This window comes from Bradyrhizobium sp. HKCCYLS3013, assembly GCF_051167615.1.
Lineage (GTDB): Bacteria > Pseudomonadota > Alphaproteobacteria > Rhizobiales > Xanthobacteraceae > Bradyrhizobium.
In genome coordinates, this window is the sequence record NZ_JBNPTK010000021.1 from 65399 (window position 1) to 82925 (window position 17527).

Consider the following 17527-nt stretch of genomic DNA (forward strand, 5'->3'; position numbering starts at 1 on the left):
GTGACGGGCGCGGCCCCGCCCGTCTCGGATGCCCGCGCGCCGCGTGGCGTCGGCGCGCGCCTGCCGCGCAAGGAAGACGACCGTTTTCTGCGCGGCCGCGGTCAGTATGTCGCCGACATCAGGCTGCCGGGACTAAAGGACGTCGCCTTCGTGCGCAGCCCGATCGCGCATGCCAGGATCAAGGCGATCCACGTTCCCGCTGAATACCGCGACGTCGTGTTCACGGCCGATGACCTCACTGGCATCAACCCGATCCGCGCGGTCTCCGGCCTGCCCGGCTTCAAGATCTCCGAGCAGCCGGTGCTGGCGACCGGCAAGGTGCGCCATGTCGGCGAGCTCGTGGCGATGTGCGTCGCCCGCAGCCGCGCCGAAGCGGAGGACATCGCCGCGGCGGTCGAGCTCGACCTGGAACCGCTGCCGGCGGTGCACGACATGCGCATGGCGCGCGAGGCTGGCAGCGCGCTGGTGCACGAGCACTGGGGCGACAACGTCTTCCTGGAAACCAACTTCGAGGTCGACATATCAGCCGCGCTTGACGCGCCGATCAAGGTGACGCGCGAGATCACGACCGCACGCCAGTGCATGGCGCCGCTGGAGGGCCGCGGTGTCGTCGCGACCTTCGATCACCGGCTCGATCAGCTGACGCTGCACACCGGCTCGCAGATGCCGCACATCGTGCGCAACGGTCTGTCCGACTGCCTCGGCATCGAACAGGGCCGCATCCGCATCATCGCGCCTGACATCGGCGGCGGCTTCGGCCACAAGGGCATCCTGCTGCCCGAGGAGGTCTGCCTCAGCTGGCTCGCCATGCACAGGGGCTGGACGGTGCGCTGGCTCGAGGACCGGCGCGAGCATCTGAGCGCCAGCGCGAATTGCCGCGAGCACGCCTATCGCATCACCGTCTACGCCGATCGCGACGGCCGGCTGCGCGGCATCGACTGCGTGGCCACGGTCGATTCCGGCGCCTATTCATCCTATCCGTTCTCGGCCTGCCTCGAAGCGGCGCAGATCGCGAGCATCCTGCCGGGGCCGTATCGGATGCCGGCCTATCGCTGCCGGACCTACTCGGTCGCGACCAACAAATGCCCGATCCTGCCGTATCGCGGCGTCGCCCGCACCGGCGTCTGCTTCGCCCTCGAGCTGCTGCTCGACGCCGTCGCGACCGAGGCCGGGCTCGAACCCGGCGAGGTCCGGCTGCGCAATCTGGTGCAGCCGCAGGACATGCCGTTCGACAACATCACCAACAAGCATTTCGACAGCGGCGACTATCCCGGCGCGCTGCAGCGGGCGCTGACGGCGATCGATGTCCCCGCCGTGCGCGCACGACAGCAGCGCGGCGAGCCGGACGGCCGGCTGATCGGCACCGGCGTGTCGATCTATTGCGAGCAGGCCGCGCATGGCACCTCGGTCTATGCCGGGTGGGGCATCCCGATGGTGCCCGGCCATGAGCAGGCCACCGCGCGGCTGACGCCCGACGGCGGACTCGAGCTGCGTGTCGGCGTCCACTCCCACGGCCAGGGACTGGAGACGACGCTCGCCCAGGTCGCGCACGAGATCCTCGGCGTCGATCCCCACAAGATCCGCGTCGTGCTCGGCGACACCGCGATGACGCCCTACTCCACCGGCACCTGGGGCTCACGGTCGATGGTGATGGCCGGCGGCGCCGTGGGCACGGCCTGCGCGCAACTCGTCGCGCGCGCCACGCGCATCGGCGCCAAGCTGCTGCAGCTCGCGCCCGAGGCGGTCACGTGGCGCGAGGGCCAGGCCTGCGGGCCGAACGGCAGCGTCAGCCTCGCCGAGATCGCTCACACCTGGTACCGCCGGCCGCAGGACCTGCCCAACGACGTCGATCCGGCGGGCCTTGAGGCGACCGGCGGCTACAAGCCGGTGCGTGACAGCGGCACCTTCTCCTACGCGGCGCATGCCGTGACGGTCGCCGTCGATCCGGATCTCGGCGAGGTCGAGCTGCTCGACTACGTCGTCGTCGAGGACGGCGGCGTCCTCGTCAATCCGATGATCGTCGACGGCCAGATTCTCGGCGGCCTCGCCCAGGGCATCGGCACCGCGCTGTACGAGGAGATGCCGTTCGACGATGCCGCGCAGCCGCTGGCGACAACCTTGGCCGATTACCTGCTGCCGGGTCCGACCGAAGTCCCGGAGCCGCGCCTGTTCCACATGGAGACGCCGTCGCCCTACACGATGTTCGGCGTCAAGGGAATCGGCGAAGGCGGCGCGATCGCGCCGCCGGCGGCAATCGCCAACGCCGTCAACGACGCGCTGCGGCCGCTTGGTGCTGAAATGATGCAGTCGCCGCTGTCGCCGCGCCGGATCGTCGCGGCGGTGCTGGCAGCGAAACAGGCGAGCTCGCCGTGAAGGCCGCCTCCTTCAACTACGCGCGTCCCCAGAGCGTCAGCGACGCGGTCGGCCTGCTCGCGAAGGCCGAGGACGGCACACGGATCATGGCCGGCGGACAGTCGCTCGGTCCAATGCTCAATCTGCGTCTCGTGCAGCCGCCGCTCATCATCGACATCGCCGGCCTTGCCGAGCTTCGTTCGGTCGAGCGCGATGGCGATGCGCTCGTGATCGGCGCCTGCGTCACCCATGCCGACATCGAGGACGGCCGCCTCCCCGACGTGACCCATGGCATCTTGCCGCGGATCGCCCGTGGCATCGCCTATCGCGCCGTGCGCAATCGCGGCACCATCGGCGGCTCGCTAGGTCATGCCGACCCGGCCGCCGACTGGGTGACGACGCTCACGGCCCTCGGCGCCAGCGTGCAACTGACAGGCGCGGCGGGACGGCGTGACCTCGCCGTGACGGAGTTCATCCAGGGCGTGCTGCAGACGGCGCTGCGTCCCGGCGAGCTGGTCACCGCGATCCGCCTGCCCTCGCTGTCACCCACGGCACGCTTCGGCTACGCCAAGGCCTGTCGCAAGCCTGGAGAATTCGCCCATGCAATGGCCGCCGTGCTGATCGAGCCCGACACCGCCCGCAGCCGCATCGTCATCGGCGCCATCGACACGACACCGATCATCATCGACGATTCATCCCTGTTCGGCGGCGCGACCAGCCATCTCACCCCGCAGTTCGATCGCGCCCTCGCCGACCGCCGGCTCATCCAGGCCGGCGTGGCCGATCCGGCCGCCCGGCACATCCATGTCAGCGTGCTCGCGCGGGCGATCGCGGAGGCGGCCGCGTGAACAAGATCCAGCTCACCGTCAACGGCAGTGCGATCGAGCCAACGGTCGAACCTCGCACCCATCTCGCCGACGTCCTCCGTGATCAGCTTGACCTGACCGGGACGCATCTCGGCTGCGAGCACGGTGTCTGTGGCGCCTGCACGCTGTTGCTCGACGGCGCTCCGGCCCGTTCCTGCATCACGCTCGCCGTGGCCTGCGCTGGCGCTGCCGTGACGACGATCGAAGGCCTGGACGAGGATGAGATCGCCGCCGAGCTGCGCGTGGCTTTCACGCGCGAGCATGCCCTGCAATGCGGCTACTGCACGCCCGGCATGATCATGTCGGCGCGCGACCTCGTGCTGCGCCTCGATCACGCGGACGAACACGCCATCCGTGTCGGCCTGAGCGGCAATCTGTGCCGCTGCACCGGTTACGCCGGGATCGTACGGGCGGTCGGCGCTGTGATCGCGGCACGACGGCAGCGAGGCATCGCGGCCGTGATCGGCGCAGGTCGGACATCGCTCGGCCCGCTGGGATCGCAGCCCGGCGCCATCGCTGCCGCGGCCTCGCCAGCGCGGCCAGCGGCGACGGGCATCAAGCGCTCCGGCGACGTGGCCCTCGGTTCGCTCGATCCTTCCGAGGTCATGCCCGCCAAGAGCTTCGATGCGTCGTTCACGGTGAACGCCGCGCCAGAGCAGGTCTTTGCGCTGTTCGGTCAGCCCAAGACCCTCGCCGCATGCTTTCCCGGCGCCACCATCACGGATCTCCCTGCGCCCGATCGCATCGAAGGCGCGATCAGTGTCGCCATCGGCCCGCTCTCGGCCGTGTTCCGCGGTTCTGCGCGCATCGACCGCAACGCGGCGGACTTGTCAGGCCGGCTCATCGGCACCGGACGTGACCGGCTGAGCCGCACCTCGACCTCCGGACAGATCAGCTGGCGCATGCTTCCGATCGACGACGGACGAGCCACCCGCGTCGAGCTCGCGATCGGCTACAGCCTCTCCGGCCCGCTGGCGCAGATCGCGCGTGATGGGTTGGTGCGCGATCTGGCGTCGCGCATCACCACGACCTTCGCGCAAAACTGCGAGCGGCATCTCAACGGCACCGCGGGCCCGGCGGAGACACCGGAGCCGCAGCGCCTCAACGCGCTTGCCCTGCTGCTCGACGTCGTACGCAAACGCCTCACCGGCTTGGCCCATCGCCTGCGCGGGCCATGAGACCGCCGCGCACCGGCGAACCGGCTCTCGCTCACGGCCGGCTGTGACATCGGCGCTGAAAACCCGCGCGCGCCTCGTCCCGGCACCTGTCTCCACGTTTCAAACAACGGGCATGCCCCGGCTTTCTCGCGGCGAGATTCGCCCGAGCTTTGCCATCAATCGACCTCTTCGTCCGAAGAAGAGGCGCAGGGAAGACCGGGTATCGGCTGATACCCGCGGTCCGCGTGCAGCAAAAAGCACGCGGCAGAACCACAGGTTCAGCCCAATATCCGGCCTTCCCTGCGCGACGGTTTGACGGGTTATAGGCGCTCTCCCCGGGGACCGGCTTTTTGCCCCCGTCGCCAGCGGATCATCATCACCGCCGGCTTGGCATCAGCACCGGGATGCCAGGACCACACCACTTCGCCGTCGCCTCACTCCGTTCGTCGGCGCAGGCTTTGACACCCGGCTGCAGAGCAACGCGCCCATCGCATCTTCCGGCTCGACGCTCGTGACGATCGCGAAACGTCCCTCTTCAGCGAGCCGGGATGCGCGGAAATGTGCAGGTGATTTGCCCGACGGCGCAAGGGAGACGTGCGCGACAAACTGGCACGACGGGCAGTTGGCGCATGCGGGGCATGCAAGGATTGCCCGTCGGGCAGATGCTCAGTTGGACGACGACGGACTGTCCGCGCATGGCTCTCGCCGTCGCCACGTCTCGACCAACTTTCTCGATGGTAGCGAAGGGACAACGAGTTTGGCGCAATGTCGTCACAACCCTGTACAGTAGCTAAGAAGCTATTGACTCGGCGGCAAGAACCTTGCGATTCGCACGAACGCAGCCTCAAACCGCGCAAGGGTTTCTTGAATTGGCTTGCCTTCTCCTTTAAGCAACTCTGGGTGCTGCAGAAGGTAAAGAGCTGGATCAAAGTGACTGTACTCAGCAATCTCAGCCGGGAGCAGCTTGAAGTAGGCTTCGGCCTTTTTTACTAGCCTAGCCGTACTAGTATCCGCTGCCTCCAACTTTTCAACCGTTAGCTCATGAACGCCTCTTAGCGCGTATGTTTTGTTGACAAGATCGACAAAGAAAGCTGGGTCGAAAAAGTCTTCGATATCCGCCTCATCTTTCCCCGCAACTTCGGTAGCAAGAATTATACGGTCATTGTTGAGGAGGGCCGCCTTGTAAAGATCTTCTAACTTTCGCTTCTGCCCGCGCTCATAGTCGGTTAGCACGGCCACATTGAGCTTATTGCCGTAGAACAGTCGCACGAACGGCAATACTTTATCGATGCCACCCGACGGGCACACAGCCCAGGATGGAGAAAGGTGCGACCTCCCCGCCTCCTTAAGCGCCGACGAAGCTGCCTGAAGAAAAAGAATATCACTCGGCCCTTCGACTAACAATGTATTGGTGCCGATAACAAGAGTTTGCGTGACTTCAAATCCCATTGCCCCAAAAATAGGAAAATTGGTTTGAGGATCGGTCGTGAGCACGTCAGACCGAATCTTAGTACCGATCAACACTTTCCGACCGCGCCTATCGATCTCAACAACATCCTCAACAGTGCGAACTGAAACGAGATCGTTAGCAGGCACCATAAAAGGTGAATGCGTCGACCAGATTACCTGATGCTTAGGCGCAATCTGCTCGTAGAAAAATCGCAGAAGATCCTTTTGCGCAGTCCCGTGAAGCGTAAGGCCAGGCTCATCCAGCAATAGGATCACATTGCCGTTAGTCTTTCGAATTTGAGCGAACTTGACCAAGAAGGAGAAGAACCAGATGAAGCCCGCCGACCGCTCAGAAAAGGGCACTGTCACGCCATGAAGCGCGTTTTCGACGCGAGCACGCGCGACCGGTCCGGAGTTAAACGGAGCCGGATCACCGCTCTTTCCCTCCGAGAATACTACCTTTATCTTCAATTCATCATTTTGCGTCCAATACTCAAAAATTTGATCTGTGATACGGAGCGCAGCCGCTTCACACTTCGCATTTAGCTCCTCAAAATGAGTGGTAGCTACCAAGTCCTCCAACGTAGTTCCAGCATACTCAAGAAAATCGAGAAATACGCGATCTCCGCTCGACAGCAGCGCCCCATTTTGCTTCTCTTGATTCAACTGGTTGACCGAGAGAGCGCCACTCATTCGATCGTAATGCGAGAAGTACATAAACTTGGGCATTCGCGCCGAAAGAATATCGATTGCGCGCAGCACTGCCCGATGCTTACGCCACTTCCCGATGACCGCAATCATGCTTTCTTGGCTAGGGGTCCGACTTGTTATGCCAGCCAGAGCTTCGTAAACCTTTGCCGTGGTCTTTGCGGCACTGATCGGAGCCGCATCTTCTTCAGTCAGTCCTGCCAGCTTGGAGAGATGCCCAATAACCTTTTCTTCATCGACATCGATCTCCCACGTGGTTGTTTCAGATTCATAAGTTTTGGAAACGCAGACACAGGAGCTTTTTAGCGCCCCTTGTCCAAGCTCAGCCTCCAAAGCTTTGATGTCGAAAGCGTCAAGCTCCCAATACGTTCGCATGACTTCAGCACCCCGTCTGGATGTCGCTCAGCATAATCGGCTAGATGCCGACGGGGGTAGTTTTCGATCTTACCATAGTCCTTGAAATTGGGATCGACCGAGCGAATGCCTTCGATGGCCTTAAGGAAGGCCGACTTTCCAGCCTCATTCTTGCCGACTAAGCAAGTAGTTTGCGCGATCTCGACTTCATTAGAATCAATGATGTTTCGATAGTTGGTCGCTCGCGCTTTGATGAGCCTCATTGAACGCCCTCCTAAATCAATATCCAGAATGTTGCTCGGTACAAAAACAAACCTGAAACGAACGAGCGTCTACTTCAAGTGGTATCTGTGAATGATAATCGTCGGTGCGAGGCACTCCAATCGCTGCACTCTTTACTGAAAGCGGCCCTGCACCGCGACTAGTGGCTAAAAAAGAGGTTAGACGATCGACAAACTCCATCTCAAGATGGTAGGTGGCTTTCGCTGAAAAGCACCATCGAAGTTGACGTTTCCCCTACTCCCACTCGATCGTCCCCGGCGGCTTACTGGTCACGTCATACACCACCCTATTTACGCCCTTCACCTCGTTGATGATGCGCGTCGCCGTGTTGCCGAGGAACTTCATGTCGAACGGATAGAAGTCCGCGGTCATGCCGTCCGTCGACGTGACGGCGCGGAGGCCGACGACGTAGTCGTAGGTGCGGCCGTCGCCCATGACGCCGACGGTCTTGACGGGGAGCAGCACGGCAAAGGCCTGCCAGATGGTGTCGTAGAGGCCGGCCTTGCGGATCTCGTCGATGTAGATGGCGTCGGCCTTGCGCAGGATGTCGAGCTTGTCGACCGTGATCTCGCCGGGGCAGCGGATGGCGAGGCCCGGGCCCGGGAACGGGTGGCGGCCGACGAAGACGTCGGGCAAGCCGAGCTCGCGGCCGAGCACGCGGACCTCGTCCTTGAACAGCTCGCGCAACGGCTCGACCAGCTTCATGTTCATGCGCGCCGGCAGGCCGCCGACATTGTGGTGCGACTTGATCGTCACCGAGGGGCCGCCGGTGAAGGAGACGCTCTCGATCACGTCGGGATAGAGCGTGCCCTGCGCCAGGAAATCGGCGCCGCCGATCTTCTTGGCCTCCGCCTCGAACACGTCGATGAAGAGTCGTCCGATGGTCTTGCGCTTCTGCTCGGGGTCGGTGACGCCGGCGAGCTCGCCGAGGAAGAGTTGTGAGGCGTCCACATGCACCAGCGGGATGTTGTAGTGGTGCCGGAAGAGATCGACGACGGTCTCGGCCTCGTTGAGCCGGAGCAGGCCGTGATCAACGAACACGCAGGTGAGCTGGTCGCCGATCGCCTCGTGGATCAGCACCGCGGCCACCGCAGAGTCGACGCCGCCGGAGAGGCCGCAGATCACCTTGCCCTTGCCGACCTGCGCGCGGATCTTCTTGATCTCCTCCTCGCGGAAGGCGTGCATGGTCCAGTCGCCGCCGAGGCCGGCGATGTTGCGGACGAAGTTGCGGATCAGTTTTGCGCCGTCGGGCGTGTGCACCACTTCGGGGTGGAACATCAGGCCGTAGTACTTGCGCGTCTCGTCCTGGATCACGGCGAAGGGCGCGTTCGGCGAGACGCCGGCGACCGAGAAGCCCGGCGGCATCTGCGTGATGCGGTCGCCATGGCTCATCCACACCTGGTGCTGCTCGCCCTTCTGCCAGACGCCGTCGAACAGCAGGCTGTTCGTCTTCACCTCGACGTCGGCGCGGCCGAACTCGCGGTGGTGGCCGCCCTCGACGGTGCCGCCGAGCTGGGCGGCCATCGTCATCTGGCCGTAGCAGATGCCCATCACCGGGACGCCTGAATCGAAGATCAGCTGCGGGGCGCGCGGGGAGCCCTCTTCGTGGACGGATTCGGGGCCGCCGGAGAGGATCACGGCCTTCGGGTTCATCTGCCGGAAGGCGGCCTCCGCCTTCTGGAACGGCACGATCTCGCAATACACGCCGTCCTCGCGCACCCGGCGCGCGATCAGCTGCGTGACCTGGCTGCCGAAATCGACGATCAGGATCTTGTCATGGAGCGCGGCCACCGAGGTGTCGGCGGCGGCGGTGGTCGGGGTGTTGTTGGCTGGGGCTGTCATGGCAAGGAATTACGCCGCTGCGGGGGGACTCGCAACCCTTGGCAGCGGGCGATTCACCGGCGCGTGCCGCGCCCACCGCTGTCGTCCCGGCCAAGCGGGCTGGGGCAATGCGCAGCATTGCGCCGGGCCGCGCCGAGCCGGGATCCATAACCACAGGATGCGGGGCTCGGGCAGGCTGGCCGCTCCATCTCGCACCTCATAACGGCCGCGGCGTATGGGTCCCGGGTCGGCGCACCACGCGCTGCGCGCGCGGGGCTTGCCCGGGACGACACTTGTTTTGTGGCCCCGGCCTTCGTCCCGGCCAATCGGGCCGGGCAATGCGCAAGCATTGCGCCGGACCGCGCCGAGCCGGGACCCATAACCACAGGATGCGGGGCTCGGGCACGCTGGCCGCTCCATCTCGCGCCTCATAACGGCCGCGGAGTATGGGTCCCGGGTCGGCGCCCCACGCGCTGCGCGCGCGGGGCTTGCCCGGGACGACAGCGGAGGGTGTTCGCGGCAGCTAGGCCTTCTTCAGCACCGACACGAAGAACCCGTCCGTGCCGGTGCGGCGGGGGGTCATCAGCCAGCCTTCGGGGGTCTGCAGGGCGGCTTCGGCGAAGGCTTCGGCCTTGTCCCAGAGAACGGTAGCGGTTTGCTCCGGCGGCTGGACCGCGAATTCCGGGTGCCGCGCCACGAACGCCCGCACCTGCTCGCCGTTCTCCGGCTGCAGCACCGAGCAGGTGATGTAGGCGATGCGGCCGCCGGGTTTGACCAGGCGGGCGGCGCGGTCGAGCACTTCGGCCTGGTCCTTGAGGCGGATCTCCAGGGCGCCGGGGCGCATGCGCCATTTGGCGTCGGGGTTGCGGCGCCAGGTGCCGGTGCCCGTGCAGGGGGCGTCGATCACCACCAGATCAGCGGAGGCGCTGATGTCGGCGAGCGGGTCGGCGTCGCCCTTCGGGGTGCGGATCTCGGCGTTGTGGACGCCGGCGCGCGACAGCCGCTCGTGGATCGGCGCGAGCTGGCGCTTGTCGGCGTCGGTGGCGATCAGGCGGCCCTTGCCCTGCATCATCGCGGCCAGCGCCAAGGTCTTGCCGCCGGCGCCGGCGCAGAGGTCGATGACCTGCTCGCCGGGCTTGGCGGCGGTGAACAGGGCCGCGAGCTGCGAGCCCTCGTCCTGGACCTCGATCGCGCCCTTGATGAAATCCTCCTCGGCGTGGATTCCGGGATTGCGCGCGTCGGCCCCGAGCGTGATGCGCAGGCCGAGCGGCGACCACGGCGTCGGCACGGCGCCGAGATGCTTGAGCGACGCCTGAACCTTCTCGCGCTTCGCTCTCAGCGTGTTGACGCGCAGGTCGAGCGGCGCGCGGCTGGCCATCGCCATGGCCTCGGCGACGCGGTCGTCGCCGAACACGGCGGCGAGATACGGGTCGAGCCAGTCGGGATAGTCGCCGGCGACCGGCGGCGGCGCGCCCTCGGTGGTGCGCGCGGCCAGCGCCTTCTCCTCGGCGGCAGTGAGCGACGGCGGCGCGAAGCGGCTGCCGTCGCACATCGCGGCGATGGTCGGCACATCAAGGCCGCGCTCGAGCTTGAGCATGCCGAGCACCCGCGCCCGCGCGGTGTCGTCCTCCATGACATAGGCGCTGGAGGCGCGGCGGCGCAGCACGTCCCAGACCAGGCCGGCAATGGCGGCTCGGTCGCCGGAGCCGGCGAAGCGGTGGCTGGTGCCCCAATCCTTCAAGGCCTTCGCCGCCGGCGCCCGCTGGGACTCGATGGATTCGATGATGTCGATGGCGGCGGACAGCCGGGCGGCGGGGGTCATTCAGTATCCAGTCTCAGATCAGGAGAAGCATCTTCAGGGCGAAATACAGCCACATCGCCAGCAGCACCAGCGCCGAGGCGGTCCAGGCCAGCCCGCGCTTGTCTGCCCCACTGATAAAGCCGGCATTGACGAAGCGGGTGACGACGAACACCCAGGACAGCAGCACGATCACCAGATCGGCATGGCGCAGCGGCAGCGCCAGCGCGATCAGGGCATAGAACAAGGTCGGCAGGCCGAATTCATCGGCGGCATCCGTGGCTTGCGCCTTCCTCTTATTCCAGAACAGCAGCGCGAAGGTCAGTGCAACCTCGACGAAAACGGGCAGCAGCACCATGGGCAGCGACATCGACAATCCCCCCTTGGGAAAAGTGAAGGCCCGGCATGATGCCGGGCCCTCGTGGATGAACCGGTTCCCTCAGGACTCCCGATAAGGGGCTGTGGTTCCCGTGATTTTACGGTCGCGCTGAAGAATCACATCAAGTGTGGCTTCAGGCCTTGTCCGGCCCGACCCGTACCAGCTGCTTGCCGAAATTGGCGCCCTTGAGCAGGCCCATGAACGCCGCGGGCGCGTTCTCCAGGCCCTCGGTGACGTGCTCCTTGTACTTGACCTTGCCGTCGCGAACCCAGGCCGACATGTCCTTGAGGAAGTCGCCGTGGCGGGAGGCGAAGTCGGAGACGATGAAGCCGCGGATCAGGAGCCGCTTGGTCAGCACGTTGCGCATCAGCGCGCCGGCCCATTTCGGCGCCACCGACTGGGTGTCGTTGTAATGGGCGATCAGGCCGCAGACCGGCATGCGCGCGAAGGCGTTGAACAGCGGGAACACTGCCTCGAACACCGCCCCGCCGACATTCTCGAAATAGACGTCGATGCCCTTCGGGCAGGCTTCCTTGAGCTTCGCCGCCAGATCGGGATCGCGATGGTCGAGGCAGTCGTCGAAGCCGAACTCGGATTTCACGTAGTCGCACTTGTCCTTGCCGCCGGCGATGCCGATGGCGCGGGCGCCCTTGATCCTGGCGATCTGTCCGACCGCCGAGCCGACCGCGCCGGAGGCGGCGGCGACCACCACGGTCTCGCCCGGCTTGGGCTGGCCGATGTCGAGCAGGCCGGTGTAGGCGGTCATGCCGGGCATGCCGAGCACGCCGACGGCGGTCGAGATCGGCGCGAGGCTCGGGTCGATCTTCGCAAGACCCTTGCCGTCGGAGACCGCATGCGTCTGCCAGCCGGCGCGCGCCAGCACGATGTCGCCGGCCTTGAAGCCGGGATTGTTGGAGGCCGCCACCTCGCACACGGTCCCCGCCTCCATCACGCCGCCGACCGGCACCGGCTGGGCGTAAGACGGCCCGTCGCTCATGCGCCCGCGCATGTAGGGATCGAGCGACAGCCAGATCGTGCGCAACAGCACCTCGCCGGCGCCGGGAGTCGGGATGGCGTGCTCCTCGAGGCGGAAATCAGACGGCTTGGGCTCGCCGACGGGACGGGACGCGAGCACGATGCGCTTGGCTTGGGACATGGTGTTTCCTCTTGTTTGTTGATGTGGCGTTCGGTGCCGACCCCACGGGAGCCGTCATTGCGAGCGAAGCGAAGCAATCCAGGGCCGCGCGCGCAACCCCTGGATTGCTTCCGCCGTCGCCCTTCGGGCTATGGCGGACAAGTCGTCGCTTCGCTCCTCGCAATGACGGAGAGAGCGGTGGTTGTTTACACCCCGCCCGGATAGTTCGGGCTCTCGCGGGTGATCGTCACGTCGTGGACGTGGCTTTCGCGCAGGCCCGCGCCGGTGATGCGGACGAACTCGGCCTTGCCGTGGAATTCGGCGAGATCCTTGGCGCCGACATAGCCCATCGCCGCGCGCAGGCCGCCGGCGAGCTGGTGCATGACGTTGCCGACCGGGCCCTTGTACGGCACCTGGCCCTCGATGCCTTCCGGCACGAGCTTCAAGGTGTCCTTGATGTCCTGCTGGAAGTAGCGGTCGGCCGAGCCGCGCGCCATCGCACCGACCGAGCCCATGCCGCGATAGGCCTTGTAGGAGCGGCCCTGCCACAGGAACACCTCGCCGGGCGTCTCGTCGGTGCCGGCCAAGAGCGAGCCGACCATGGCGACGTCGGCGCCGGCGGCGAGCGCCTTGGCGAGATCGCCGGAGAACTTGATGCCGCCGTCGGCGATCACCGGCACGTCGGCCTTCTTGGCGGCTTCCACCGCATCCATGATCGCGGTCAGCTGCGGCACGCCGACGCCCGCCACGATGCGGGTGGTGCAGATCGAGCCCGGGCCGATGCCGACCTTGACGGCGTCGGCGCCGGCATCGATCAGCGCCTGCGCGCCGTCGCGGGTGGCGATGTTGCCGGCGATTACCTGCACCGCGTTGGAGATGCGCTTGATGCGGTTGACGGCTTCCAGCACGCGCGAGGAATGGCCGTGCGCGGTGTCGACCACGACGAGGTCGACGCCGGCCTCGATCAGCTTCTCGGTGCGCTCGAAGCCGCCCTCGCCCACCGTCGTCGCCGCGGCGACGCGCAAGCGGCCCTGCGCGTCCTTGCACGCGAGCGGATGCGCGACCGCCTTCTCCATGTCCTTCACGGTGATCAGGCCGACGCAGCGGTACTGGTCGTCGACGACGAGCAGCTTCTCGATGCGGTGCTTGTGCAGGATCTTCTTGGCCTCGTCCTGGCCGACGCCCTCGCGCACGGTGACGAGGTTCTCATGCGTCATCAGATCGGAGATCTTCTGCCGCGGATCGGTGGCGAAGCGGACGTCGCGATTGGTCAGGATGCCGACCAGCTTGCCGGGGATGCCCTTGCCGCCGCCGGTGACGACCGGAATGCCGGAGAAGCCGTAGTCCTTCATCAGCGCCAGCGCGTCGGCCAGCGTCGCCTCCGGCGAGATCGTCAGCGGGTTGACCACCATGCCGGATTCGAACTTCTTGACCTGGCGCACCTGGGCGGCCTGGCCCTCGGGATCGAAATTGCGGTGGATCACCCCGACACCGCCGGCCTGCGCCATCGCAATCGCCATGCGCGCCTCGGTGACGGTATCCATGGCGGACGCCATGATCGGAATGTTGAGCGGGATCTCGCGCGTCACGCGCGAACGGATGTCGACCTCGGAGGGCAGCACATCGGACAGGCCCGGCTTCAAGAGCACGTCGTCGAAGGTGAAGGCTTCGCGAAGTGTCTGGACGGTCGCCATCGTCAACTCCTTGTCTGCGGCCAAAACGGCCGCGATGCGGTTACGGATGAGCGGCGCCGCCGTCGAGACCATGCCTCGCCGTCGAATCGGTGCCCATCGGTGGGGTTGACGCGGGTCGATAGCATGGGCCTGTGACGAATCAAAGGGCCGATCCGCCATCCTCCCGCGATTGCGAAGAACGGCCCAGACCGACCCCTGATACGCAACAAAAAGTCGTCAAAGCCCCGATTCCGGGGCAGAAGTTCCGCGCGCCTCTAGCGCCAGGCGCCAGGCGGCGGCCCGTAGCGGCGGATGGCGTCGACCACCTCGCGGTGCCGCCGGTCCTCGCGCCGCATGCGGACGGCGATCAGCGCGTGCGCCGACGGCACCAGCAGCAGCACGTGGAAGAACAGGCCAAGGACGAGGCAGATCAGGCAGAGCAGCAGATTGAAGATGGCCGCGAACGGCTGCCCGTTGAGCAGCAGGCCCAGCGGCGGCACCAGGGCGGCGAGCAGATAGATCATCGGCACATCTCCAATAACGATGACGCGGCAGCGTCACGCTGCATCTAGGGGGCCATGCCAGCAGCGCAATGGCCTCGTTCGTCGCAGGGTGCTACAGCCGCGGCGCCGGCCTTCCCCGTCCCTCCCGAGATTCGATGAACAAACAACGCGTCATTCCGCTGATCGTCGCCACCGCCCTGTTCATGGAGAACATGGACTCCACGGTGATCGCGACCTCGCTGCCGGCGATCGCCAGGGATATCGGCACCAGCCCGCTGACGCTGAAGCTCGCCATCACGTCTTATCTGCTGTCGCTGGCGGTGTTCATCCCGGCGAGCGGCTGGACCGCCGACCGGTTTGGCGCGCGGCGGGTGTTCTCCAGCGCGGTCGCCGTGTTCATGATCGGCTCGATCGGCTGTGCGCTCGCCAACTCCGTCGAGAACTTCGTGTTCGCGCGCATCCTGCAGGGCATGGGCGGCGCGATGATGACGCCGGTCGGACGTCTTGTCCTCTTGCGCTCCGTCGACAAGAGCGCGCTGGTCGGCGCGATGGCCTGGGTCACGATCCCCGCGCTGATCGGTCCTGTCATCGGACCGCCGGTCGGCGGCTTCATCACCACCTATTTCTCCTGGCACTGGATCTTCCTGATCAACATCCCGATCGGCATCGTCGGCATCATCATGGCGCTGCGCTTCATCGATCCGATCAAGAGCGACAATCCCGAGCCGTTCGACCTCACTGGCATGGTGCTGGCCGGCATCGGCCTCGCCGGTCTCGCCTTCGGCCTCTCGGTCGCCGGTCTCAACCTGCTGCCGTGGTCGGTGGTCGCGAGTCTCGTTGCGATCGGCGCGATCTCGATGACGCTCTACGTCCGCCACTCCTGGCGCACCAACTCGCCGGTGCTCGATTTCTCGCTGCTGCGGCTGCCGACCCTGCGCGCCTCGATCGTCGGCGGCTTCATGTTTCGCCTGGGCATCGGCGCCCTGCCCTTCCTGCTGCCGCTCTTGATGCAGCTCGGCTTCGGCCTGTCGCCGTTCCAGTCCGGCCTCGTCACCTTCGGCTCCTCTGCCGGCGCAATGGGCATGAAGGCGCTGGCCGCGCGGCTCATCCGCGCCTTCGGCTTCCGCCATCTGATGACGGTCAATGCCGTCGTCAGCTCGGTCTTCCTTGCCGCCTGCGCGCTGTTCACGCCGGCGACGCCGCTGCTGCTGATCCTGATCATTCTCGTCGTCGGCGGCTTCTTCCGCTCGCTGCAGTTCACCGCGATCAACACCGTCGCCTATGCCGAGGTCGAGACCGCCCAGATGAGCCGCGCCACGACGCTCACCAGCGTCAACCAGCAGCTCGCGATCTCCGCCGGCGTCGCGGTCGGCGCGTTCTCGGTGGAGACCACGATGTGGATGCACGGCGCGAGCCAGCTCACCGCGGCGTCCTTCGCGCCCGCCTTCATCGTCGTCGCCATCACCTCGGCGCTGTCGTCGATCCTGTTCTGGCAGATGCCGGATGACGCCGGCAGCGAGATCTCGGGCCGCAAGGTCGCGGCGATCGCCAGTCGCAAGGGCGCCGAGAAGGGCGCGGAGAAGGCCGCCAGGAAGTCGGCGAGCGAGACCACGCAGGATGCGCGGGATCAGCGGCTGGGGTAGCGGACGGTTCTCCGGTCAAGGTCTCCGCGCGCCGGACCTCCAGAATTCGGCCAGGCGATCGGCCCACATCCGCGCGTGCTGCTCGGTGCCGGCGTGGCTCATGTGGCAGCGGTCGTGGCGCAGCGGAAGGCCGATCTGGTCGGTGTCCGGCCCCGGATAGACGCCGATCGCAGGGTTCGGCACGGCGGCCTGTGCCGACCGGATGATCTCGTCGGGAACGCTGCCGCAGAGCGTCGCCGCGGCAACGAAGATCGGCGCGGTCACGTCGGCCGCGCGCAGCCCGGCAACGATCTCGAGATCGTTCCGCAAGTAGGACAGCCGTCCCGCCTCCTTCATCTTCGCGGTGACCTGCAATTGCGTGCCGTCCTCCGCACCATTGGTCGAGAAGGCGAAGGCGTTGGACTCGCCCTGATGCCAGAGCACCGCGCTCGGCTCGAGACCCGCGTCGCGCAGGCCGGCGATGGTCGCGAGCAGCACCTCGAAATACTTGCCGCCGCGGGCGCGCCACTCCTCGAGATAAGTCCCGCCGATCGCAACGGGTGCGATCACGACCGTCTTCGCCAGTCCGCGATCGATCAATTCGTCGCCCAGCCGGGTGGCGACGTTCTCGCCCTCGCCCGGCGTTCCCAGCAAGGGATTGCGCGCCACGTAGCAGCGGCCGTCGAAGCGGTCGAAATTGTAGAACCGGTTGTGAGGCTGATAGAGCCGGCCACTCTGATCGGGCGCGCCGGTGTTGGAGATGTTCGACTGGCCCGCGGTCAGAAGCACCACCAGCCCCTCGCGCGGAATCGCGTCGCAGGCAATCGGCGTCGCCCTGGCTCGCGCAGCCTCGTTGTCCGGCACGAGACAGCGCGAGGCGCTGCCGCCCGCGATGAAATCCGCATCAGAACCGTACAGCGCACGGGCCAGGTTGCGTCCCTGCAGCAGGTTCTGGACCTCCGGATCTCCGCTGGCGCCATCGATACGACGGTCGATGTCGGCAAAGGCGGCGCGCCGCGAGCGCACCTGCTCCAACAGTGCCAGGAAGCCTGGGGCGGTCGAGATGGGTCCGACGGCGCAGGGAACGCAATTGCCGTCGCGCGATTTGGCCGAGGTGGTCGGCTGGCAGACGTCGCGGGCCGGCAGCACCTCCGCGGCTCCTGCCGTCGCAGTCAACGAGACGACCAACCACGCGGCGAAAAGTGTGGCCATGATTACGCGTCGGATCATGCTCGGATCACTTCTTTCGTCGCCTCGGTTGACGGCCGCCTTGGGCGCCGGGCCTCTGACTTTCCAAGCCATGCGGCTGTCCCAGCCATGCGCGCCGGCACGGTCTCGTTCGAACGTGCGTCGGGAGCCGGGGTTTTCCATTATAGTCCGACTTCATGAAAGAGAGCCGAATCGACCCGCAGCCGCTTGCGGCGATGG

13 protein-coding genes are annotated in these 17527 nt (G+C 66.0%); 4 read left to right on the forward strand and 9 right to left on the reverse strand.

Annotated elements, in window-relative coordinates; all coding sequences use genetic code 11:
- The 3 genes from ACQR1F_RS28385 to ACQR1F_RS28395 are packed head-to-tail and all read left to right on the forward strand — an operon-like array spanning position 1 to position 4396.
- Positions 1-2373, forward strand: coding sequence for a xanthine dehydrogenase family protein molybdopterin-binding subunit (locus ACQR1F_RS28385; RefSeq protein WP_434914271.1), 2373 nt, complete (start codon positions 1-3; stop codon positions 2371-2373).
- The gene (locus ACQR1F_RS28390) at positions 2370-3200 is read left to right on the forward strand and encodes an FAD binding domain-containing protein (protein ID WP_315805029.1); all 831 of its coding nucleotides are present in this window, start codon (positions 2370-2372) and stop codon (positions 3198-3200) included. The genes ACQR1F_RS28385 and ACQR1F_RS28390 overlap by 4 nt, the downstream gene beginning before the upstream one ends.
- Positions 3197-4396 (forward strand): 2Fe-2S iron-sulfur cluster-binding protein, encoded by a 1200-nt coding sequence (locus tag ACQR1F_RS28395; RefSeq protein ID WP_434839036.1) that lies wholly within the window; start codon positions 3197-3199, stop codon positions 4394-4396. Before ACQR1F_RS28390 ends, ACQR1F_RS28395 begins: the two co-directional genes overlap by 4 nt.
- A gap of 777 nt (positions 4397-5173) precedes the next feature.
- Here the strand turns inward: ACQR1F_RS28395 and ACQR1F_RS28400 are convergent.
- From ACQR1F_RS28400 to ACQR1F_RS28435, 8 genes are all read right to left on the reverse strand, one after another.
- Entirely contained in the window at positions 5174-6907 is a 1734-nt protein-coding gene (locus ACQR1F_RS28400) for an ATP-dependent nuclease (RefSeq protein WP_434914272.1), read from the reverse strand.
- On the reverse strand, positions 6835-7149 hold the full coding sequence (locus ACQR1F_RS28405; RefSeq protein WP_434914273.1) for an AAA family ATPase: 315 nt from the start codon (positions 7147-7149) through the stop codon (positions 6835-6837). Before ACQR1F_RS28405 ends, ACQR1F_RS28400 begins: the two co-directional genes overlap by 73 nt.
- A 253-nt stretch (positions 7150-7402) precedes the next feature.
- A complete protein-coding gene (guaA, locus tag ACQR1F_RS28410; protein WP_434914274.1) occupies positions 7403-9010 on the reverse strand; it encodes a glutamine-hydrolyzing GMP synthase in 1608 nt (535 codons plus the stop codon).
- 502 nt (positions 9011-9512) lie between these two features.
- Positions 9513-10811, reverse strand: a complete 1299-nt coding sequence (locus ACQR1F_RS28415; protein WP_434914275.1) for an RsmB/NOP family class I SAM-dependent RNA methyltransferase — start codon at positions 10809-10811, stop codon at positions 9513-9515.
- Between the two features lie 13 nt (positions 10812-10824).
- A complete protein-coding gene (locus tag ACQR1F_RS28420; protein WP_316216338.1) occupies positions 10825-11157 on the reverse strand; it encodes an MAPEG family protein in 333 nt (110 codons plus the stop codon).
- Between the two features lie 142 nt (positions 11158-11299).
- On the reverse strand, positions 11300-12322 hold the full coding sequence (locus ACQR1F_RS28425; protein WP_316182665.1) for an NADP-dependent oxidoreductase: 1023 nt from the start codon (positions 12320-12322) through the stop codon (positions 11300-11302).
- Positions 12323-12507: 185 nt separating this feature from the next.
- The gene (gene guaB / locus ACQR1F_RS28430) at positions 12508-13995 is read right to left on the reverse strand and encodes an IMP dehydrogenase (RefSeq protein WP_316216336.1); all 1488 of its coding nucleotides are present in this window, start codon (positions 13993-13995) and stop codon (positions 12508-12510) included.
- Between the two features lie 254 nt (positions 13996-14249).
- Positions 14250-14498 carry a hypothetical protein gene (locus ACQR1F_RS28435; protein WP_434914276.1) on the reverse strand — a complete coding sequence of 83 codons (249 nt, stop codon included), beginning with the start codon at positions 14496-14498 and terminating at the stop codon, positions 14250-14252.
- 134 nt (positions 14499-14632) lie between these two features.
- Here ACQR1F_RS28435 and ACQR1F_RS28440 point away from each other — a divergent pair, with 134 nt between their 5' ends.
- Positions 14633-16120: an MDR family MFS transporter gene (locus ACQR1F_RS28440; RefSeq protein ID WP_316182661.1), complete on the forward strand. Its 1488-nt coding sequence runs from the start codon at positions 14633-14635 to the stop codon at positions 16118-16120.
- Between the two features lie 15 nt (positions 16121-16135).
- Here ACQR1F_RS28440 and ACQR1F_RS28445 read toward each other — a convergent pair whose 3' ends face one another.
- Positions 16136-17311: a sialate O-acetylesterase gene (locus ACQR1F_RS28445; RefSeq protein WP_434914277.1), complete on the reverse strand. Its 1176-nt coding sequence runs from the start codon at positions 17309-17311 to the stop codon at positions 16136-16138.
- Positions 17312-17527 lie beyond the last annotated feature (216 nt).

Coding starts and splice junctions, on each gene's coding strand:
- ACQR1F_RS28440 (WP_316182661.1), top strand. CDS start 14,633: ATGAACAAACAACGCGTCATTCCGCTGATCGTCGCCACCGCCCTGTTC.
- ACQR1F_RS28400 (WP_434914272.1), bottom strand. CDS start 6,907: ATGCGAACGTATTGGGAGCTTGACGCTTTCGACATCAAAGCTTTGGAG.
- ACQR1F_RS28445 (WP_434914277.1), bottom strand. CDS start 17,311: ATGGCCACACTTTTCGCCGCGTGGTTGGTCGTCTCGTTGACTGCGACG.
- ACQR1F_RS28405 (WP_434914273.1), bottom strand. CDS start 7,149: ATGAGGCTCATCAAAGCGCGAGCGACCAACTATCGAAACATCATTGAT.
- ACQR1F_RS28425 (WP_316182665.1), bottom strand. CDS start 12,322: ATGTCCCAAGCCAAGCGCATCGTGCTCGCGTCCCGTCCCGTCGGCGAG.
- ACQR1F_RS28420 (WP_316216338.1), bottom strand. CDS start 11,157: ATGTCGCTGCCCATGGTGCTGCTGCCCGTTTTCGTCGAGGTTGCACTG.
- ACQR1F_RS28435 (WP_434914276.1), bottom strand. CDS start 14,498: ATGATCTATCTGCTCGCCGCCCTGGTGCCGCCGCTGGGCCTGCTGCTC.
- guaA (WP_434914274.1), bottom strand. CDS start 9,010: ATGACAGCCCCAGCCAACAACACCCCGACCACCGCCGCCGCCGACACC.
- ACQR1F_RS28415 (WP_434914275.1), bottom strand. CDS start 10,811: ATGACCCCCGCCGCCCGGCTGTCCGCCGCCATCGACATCATCGAATCC.
- guaB (WP_316216336.1), bottom strand. CDS start 13,995: ATGGCGACCGTCCAGACACTTCGCGAAGCCTTCACCTTCGACGACGTG.